This is a genomic window from Jatrophihabitans sp., assembly GCF_036389215.1.
Taxonomy (GTDB): domain Bacteria; phylum Actinomycetota; class Actinomycetes; order Mycobacteriales; family Jatrophihabitantaceae; genus Jatrophihabitans_A.
The window spans coordinates 1-5,810 of sequence record NZ_DASVQG010000146.1 but is presented as its reverse complement, the minus strand read 5'-3'; the positions used below and the strand labels follow the sequence as shown (position 1 = coordinate 5,810).

7 protein-coding genes are annotated in these 5,810 nt (G+C 66.9%); 3 read left to right on the top strand and 4 right to left on the bottom strand.

The window, feature by feature from the left end; translation table 11 throughout:
* Both VF542_RS07340 and trxA read left to right on the top strand, forming a co-directional pair.
* On the top strand, nt 1-664 hold a 664-nt coding region (locus tag VF542_RS07340), incomplete at its 5' end, for an NAD(P)/FAD-dependent oxidoreductase (protein WP_408651044.1).
* A gap of 96 nt (nt 665-760) precedes the next feature.
* Nucleotides 761-1,090, top strand: coding sequence for a thioredoxin (trxA, locus tag VF542_RS07335; protein ID WP_408651043.1), 330 nt, complete (start codon nt 761-763; stop codon nt 1,088-1,090).
* A 128-nt stretch (nt 1,091-1,218) separates the two neighbouring features.
* Here the strand turns inward: trxA and VF542_RS07330 are convergent, their stop codons facing one another.
* Entirely contained in the window at nt 1,219-1,836 is a 618-nt protein-coding gene (locus VF542_RS07330; protein WP_408651045.1) for a GNAT family N-acetyltransferase, read from the bottom strand.
* 11 nt (nt 1,837-1,847) lie between these two features.
* A complete protein-coding gene (locus tag VF542_RS07325; protein WP_408651042.1) occupies nt 1,848-3,074 on the bottom strand; it encodes a pyridoxal phosphate-dependent aminotransferase in 1,227 nt (408 codons plus the stop codon).
* Nucleotides 3,075-3,150: 76 nt separating this feature from the next.
* Between VF542_RS07325 and VF542_RS07320 the strand changes: the two genes are divergently transcribed.
* Nucleotides 3,151-3,768, top strand: a complete 618-nt coding sequence (locus VF542_RS07320; RefSeq protein WP_408651041.1) for a nitroreductase family protein — start codon at nt 3,151-3,153, stop codon at nt 3,766-3,768.
* Between the two features lie 23 nt (nt 3,769-3,791).
* Here the strand turns inward: VF542_RS07320 and VF542_RS07315 are convergent, their stop codons facing one another.
* Nucleotides 3,792-4,748 (bottom strand): ParB/RepB/Spo0J family partition protein, encoded by a 957-nt coding sequence (locus VF542_RS07315; RefSeq protein ID WP_408651040.1) that lies wholly within the window; start codon nt 4,746-4,748, stop codon nt 3,792-3,794.
* A 143-nt stretch (nt 4,749-4,891) separates the two neighbouring features.
* Nucleotides 4,892-5,810 (bottom strand): ParA family protein (locus VF542_RS07310; RefSeq protein WP_408651039.1); only part of this gene is annotated, 919 nt, incomplete at its 5' end.

The following is a 5,810-nucleotide window of genomic DNA, read 5'->3' as shown; positions in this document are numbered from 1 at the left end:
CGAGTTCACCGCCGACGCGGTGATCCTGGCGATGGGGTCGGCGTACAAGAAGCTCGGGGTGCCCCGGGAGGATGAGCTGTCCGGCCACGGGGTGTCCTGGTGTGCCACCTGTGACGGCTTCTTCTTCCGCAACCAGCACATCGTCGTGGTCGGCGGTGGCGACACCGCCATGGAGGAAGCCAGCTTCCTGACCCGGTTCGCCGAGTCGGTGACCGTGGTGCACCGGCGGGACACGCTGCGGGCCTCGCGGATCATGGCCGAGCGGGCGCACGCCAACCCCAAGATCCGGTGGGCCTGGAACTCCGAGGTTGCCGAGATCCACGGCGATGCCAAGGTCTCGGGCCTGACCCTGCGCGACACCCGCTCGGGCGAGACCCGCGAGATCGAGGCCACCGGCCTGTTCATCGCCGTCGGCCACGATCCCCGATCCGACCTGGTGAAGGGTCAGATCGAGCTGGACGACGAGGGGTACATCCTCACCGACGGCCGTTCCACCCGCACCAACCTGGCCGGCGTGTTCGCCGCCGGCGACGTGGTCGACCACATCTACCGGCAGGCGATCACCGCGGCCGGCAGCGGCTGCCAGGCGGCGCTGGACGCGGAGCGGTTCCTGACCGCGCTGGAGTCGGTCGGCGACGCCCAACTCGCCGCCATGGAACGCTGAGACGGCTCCGCCCGGTAGCCGCTTCGGGGAAGGGTTGCGGCCCGTCCCGTGTTAGGTCCACAGCACATCATTCTCGAACCAAAAGGAGTCGCCGTTATGGGTGCCAACACCCCCGCCGTCACTGATGCGAGTTTCGCCAAGGAGGTTCTGCAGTCTGACAAGCCGGTGCTCGTCGACTTCTGGGCCGAGTGGTGCGGGCCGTGCCGGTTGGTCGCCCCGGTGCTCGAAGAGATCGCAAGCCAGCACGGTGAGAAGTTGCAGATCGTGAAGCTGAACGTCGACGAGAACCCGAACGTGACCAGGGACTACCAGGTCATGTCCATCCCGACCCTGTCGGTATTCCAGAACGGCAAGGTCGTCAAGACGATCGTCGGCGCCAAGCCGAAGGCCGCGTTGCTCAACGACCTGGCCGCCTACATCTCCTAGGGGCGGCCGATACTTCCGAGGGGAACGGCCGACCCCTTCGACTCGACGGGCCGGTCTGCCGTTATCCGACGGCGGACCGGCCCTTTCGCGTTGCCCACCGGCGCGCTCACGCACCTTGATGAGAGCGGTCAGCGAGCCGGGGTCAGCGACTTGCCGACGGACGTGCCGAAGATCCGCTCCAGGGCGTACTCGACGTCATAGCGCCACGACACGGTCGAGCGAAGCTCCATCCGCAGCCGCGGGTAGCTGGGGTGGGGGCGAACCGTCTTGAACCCCACCGAGCGCAGGTAGTCCGCCGGCACCAGGCAGCCTCGCGAGGTCGGCCCGGTGGACCCGAACGCTTCGATGGCCTTGACGCCCCGGGGGACCAGTTCGGCGGCTACCGCCTGGGCGAGCATCCGGCCGACGCCGCCGGAGCGCCAGTGCGGCGCCACGTAGGCGGTGAGCATCAGCACCGCGTCCCCGGAGACCGGCGAAGTCGGAAACGACATGGCCCGCGGCACGAAACCTGGCGGGGCGAACATCGCGTAGCCGACCGGTTCGACGCCGACGTAGGCCACCTTGCCGCAGCTGCCCCAGTCCAACAGCGTCGCCGACAGCCACGCCTCCTTGGCGAGCTTCGCCTCCTCCGGCTGCATCGGCCGTGGATCGGCCAGGGGACCCAGTTCCCAGAACAGGCAGGTTCGGCAACTGGCGGGCAGGTCTTCGAGATTGTCGAGTGTGAGTGCTACTACCCGACGCGACACCGACATGCCGTCTAGCTAAGCCGACTCGGGTCGTAGCTGTCCAGGAATGTCGCCAGCCGTCCGATCGCCTCGGTGAGGATGTCGGCATGCGGCAGTGTGACAATGCGAAGATGGTCCGGGTACGGCCAGTTGAAGCCGGTCCCCTGGACGAGCAGGACACGCTGCTGGCGCAGCAAATCCAGCACGAAGCGCTGGTCGTCGGCGATCGGGTAGTGCTCGGGATCCAGCCGGGGAAAGACGTAGAGCGCGCCCTTGGGCTCGACGCAGCTGACCCCGGGAATGGCTCGCAGTGCCGCCACCGCGGCGTCGCGCTGCTCGAGCAGCCGGCCGCCGGGCAGCACCAGGTCACGGATGCTCTGCCGGCCACCCAGGGCGGTCTGGATCGCGTGCTGGGCGGGCACGTTGGCGCACAGCCGCATGTTGGCCAGGATGGCGAGGCCTTCGAGGTAGCTGGCGGCATGCTGCTTGGGGCCCGAGGCCATCAGCCAGCCGGACCGGAAGCCGGCCAGCCGGTACGCCTTGGACAGGCCGTTGAAGGTGAGGGTGAACAGGTCCGGAGCGATCACCGCGAACGGCGTGTGGGTGGCGTCGTCGTAGAGGACCTTGTCATAGATCTCATCTGCCAGCACCACCAGGCTGTGCTGGCGGGCCAGTTCGGCGATCTCCTGCAGGATCTGCTCCGAATAGACCGCGCCGGTCGGGTTGTTGGGGTTGATCAGCACGAGCGCCTTGGTACGCGGGCTGATCTTGGCGCTCAGGTCCTCCAGGTCGGGCTGCCAGCCCGCCGATTCGTCGCAGCGGTAGTGCACCGGCCGGCCGCCGGACAGCGAGGTGGCCGCCGTCCACAGCGGGTAGTCCGGCGCCGGGATCAGTACCTCGTCGCCGTTGTTGAGCATCGCCTGCAGCGACATCACGATCAGCTCGCTGACGCCGTTGCCCAGCCAGACGTCATCGACGGTGACCCCGGAGTCCAGGCCGCGGTCCTGGTAGTGCTGGACGATCGCGGTACGCGCCGAAAGCACCCCTTGGGAGTCGGAATAGCCCTCGGCATTCCGGAGATTGCGGATCACGTCGACCAGGATCTCGTCCGGCGCGGTAAACCCGAACGGTGCCGGGTTGCCGATGTTCAGCTTCAGGATGGAATGCCCCTGGGCCTCAAGCCGCTTCGCCTCGGCCAGCACCGGTCCTCGGATGTCGTAACACACCTCGGCGAGCTTGTTCGACTGCGTCAGATCCACCGGAAGAGGGTGTCACACCTGATGTGGCCGCGACCATCCCGAGCATTCGCGGCGACCGCCGTGATACACATCGGGCATGGAATACGCCGAAGTGGTACGCAAGCGCCGGATGGTTCGCAATTACCAGTCGGACCGGCCGGTGCCGCGGTCAGTGCTGGCCGAGATACTCGACTTGGCGATCCGGGCGCCCTCGGCGGGGTTCAGCCAGGGTTGGCACTTCCTGGTGCTCGACACCCCCGAAGACCGGTCGGTGTTCTGGAATGCCACCGTGGAGCCGGACGCGGAGCCCGATGCCTGGTTACAAGGCCTGCAGTCCGCACCAGTACTCATCCTCGCGTTATCTGACAAAAGTGCATATATCAGCCGCTACGCTGAGCCCGACAAGGGCTGGACCGATCGGGACGAGGCCCATTGGCCGGTTCCCTATTGGCACATCGACACCGGCATGGCGAGCCTGCTGATCCTGCTCGGTGCTGTGGACCACGGGCTGGCCGGTTGCTTCTTCGGGGTGCCGGCGGAGCGGCACGACGAGGTCAAGAAGGCACTCGGCGTACCGGGCCGGCTTTCGATCATCGGCGTGATGAGCGTTGGCCACCCGGCACCGGACCGCAGGTCACCCTCGCTCAAGCGGGGGCGCCGGCCAGTGGCCGAGGTGGTCTCCTACGGCCGGATGCAGCCCGGCGAGTCCGAGTAGCCGAAGAGTCCGACCCAGCCGGCCTAGGAGGGCTGGTCCGCGGCGGGTGCGGTCGCAAGCCGCGGTGCGATCACCGCGATGATCCGCTCCAGATCATCGATCGAGCCGAACTCGACCGTGATCTTTCCCTTGCGCCGCCCCAGCTCGACCTTCACCCGCGTCTCCAGGGTGTCCGACAGCTTGTTCGCGAGCTCATTCAAGGCCGGCGCCGTGGGCCTTTTGATGACTTTTGCCCTGGTCTTAGCTACAGTGCCTGATGCGGCGAGCGTGACGAGCTCCTCGGTGGCCCGTACCGACAACCCTTCGGCGACGATCCGGCTCGCCAGCTCGTCCTGCTGGTCACGGTCCGGCAGGGCCAGCAGTGCTCGGGCATGCCCGGCAGACAGCACGCCGGCTGCTACCCGGCGCTGAACCGGAACCGACAGGTTCATCAGCCTGATCGTGTTACTCACCTGCGACCGGCTGCGCCCGATCTTGCTGGCCAGTTCCTCGTGCGTGACGCCGAATTCCTGCAGCAGTTGCTGGTAGGCGGCCGCTTCTTCCAGCGGATTGAGCTGGGCGCGATGGATGTTCTCCAGCAACGCGTCCCGCAGCATCGCGTCATCGGCCGTCTCCCGGACAATCGCCGGAATCCTTTCCAGCCCGGCGGCGATGGCGGCTCGCAGGCGGCGTTCGCCCATTACCAGTTCGAAGCCATCGCCCTGCGCTCGCACCACGATCGGCTGCAGGACGCCGAACTCCTTGATCGAGTGACTGAGCTCGGCCAGAGCATCCTCGTCGAAGACCTGCCTCGGCTGCCTCGGGTTGGTGGTGATCTGGTCCGGACGCAGCTGTCGCAGCGTCGTCCCGGGCACCGGTGCCGGATCGAAGTAGAAATCCGTCGCCGAGGAGGCGGACAGCGACGACAAGGACGGCACCCGGTTGACCACCTTGATGCCGCTACCTGACGAGGTGGTGGGCTGCGGTCCGCCGCTGGTCATTCCATTGGCGGGTCGCTCACCGCCCGACCCCACGGCGTCCGTTGAGGTCTGACCTGCCTCGCTGTCAGCCGGCCGAGCCGGACCGGTCGGGATCAACGCTCCCAGCCCCCGTCCGAGGCCGCCACGCCGCTGGGGTTTGGTCACTACCGGGCCTCCTGCTCCTGCTCGCCGTGCGCCGACCCGTTGGTTGCCCCGCCGCTCCGCGATGCTTCGTGCTGAGTGGCCTCGTGCTGAGGGGCCTCGTGCGGAGCGACCTGATCCCCGGCAGCCTCCTCACGTGCGACCTTGTCCTTCACCGTCGCACCCGACTCCGGTGTCACGGCACCGCGCTCAGCGAGCTCCCGCGCTGCCTCCAGATAGCTGACCGCGCCTCGGGAGCCCGGATCGTAGGTGATCACGGTCTGACCGTAGCCGGGAGCCTCCGACACTCGGACATTGCGCGGAATGACCGACCGGATCACCTTGTCTCCAAAATGCTGGCGGACCTCGTCGGCCACCTGGTCAGCCAGCCGGGTACGGCTGTCGTACATGGTCAGTAGCACGGTGGACACCTCCAGGGCTTCGTTGAGCTGGCTTTTCACCAGTTCCACCGTGTTGAGCAGTTGCGCAAGGCCTTCCAACGCGTAGTACTCGCACTGGATCGGGATCAGGATCTCCTTGGCGGCCACCAGAGCATTCAGAGTGAGCAGTCCCAGGGCTGGCGGGCAGTCGATGATGACGTAATCGGCTTTGCCCGTGTAGGTCACCAGCGCCCTGCGCAACCGGTGCTCACGCGCAACCTGTGACGCAAGCTCGATGTCAGCTCCGGCCAGATCGATGGTGGCGGGCACGCAGTACAGCAAGGGAGCGGATTCCACCTGCACCGCAACGTCACTCAAGGACATGCTGCCCAGCAGCACGTCATAGACCGACGGTGTACCGGCGGTGTGACTCACCCCGAGGGCCGTGCTGGCATTGCCTTGCGGATCAAGGTCGATCAGGAGCACGTTCAAACCGTGCAGTGCCAGCGCCATGGCCAGGTTGACCGCCGACGTCGTCTTGCCGACCCCACCCTTCTGGTTG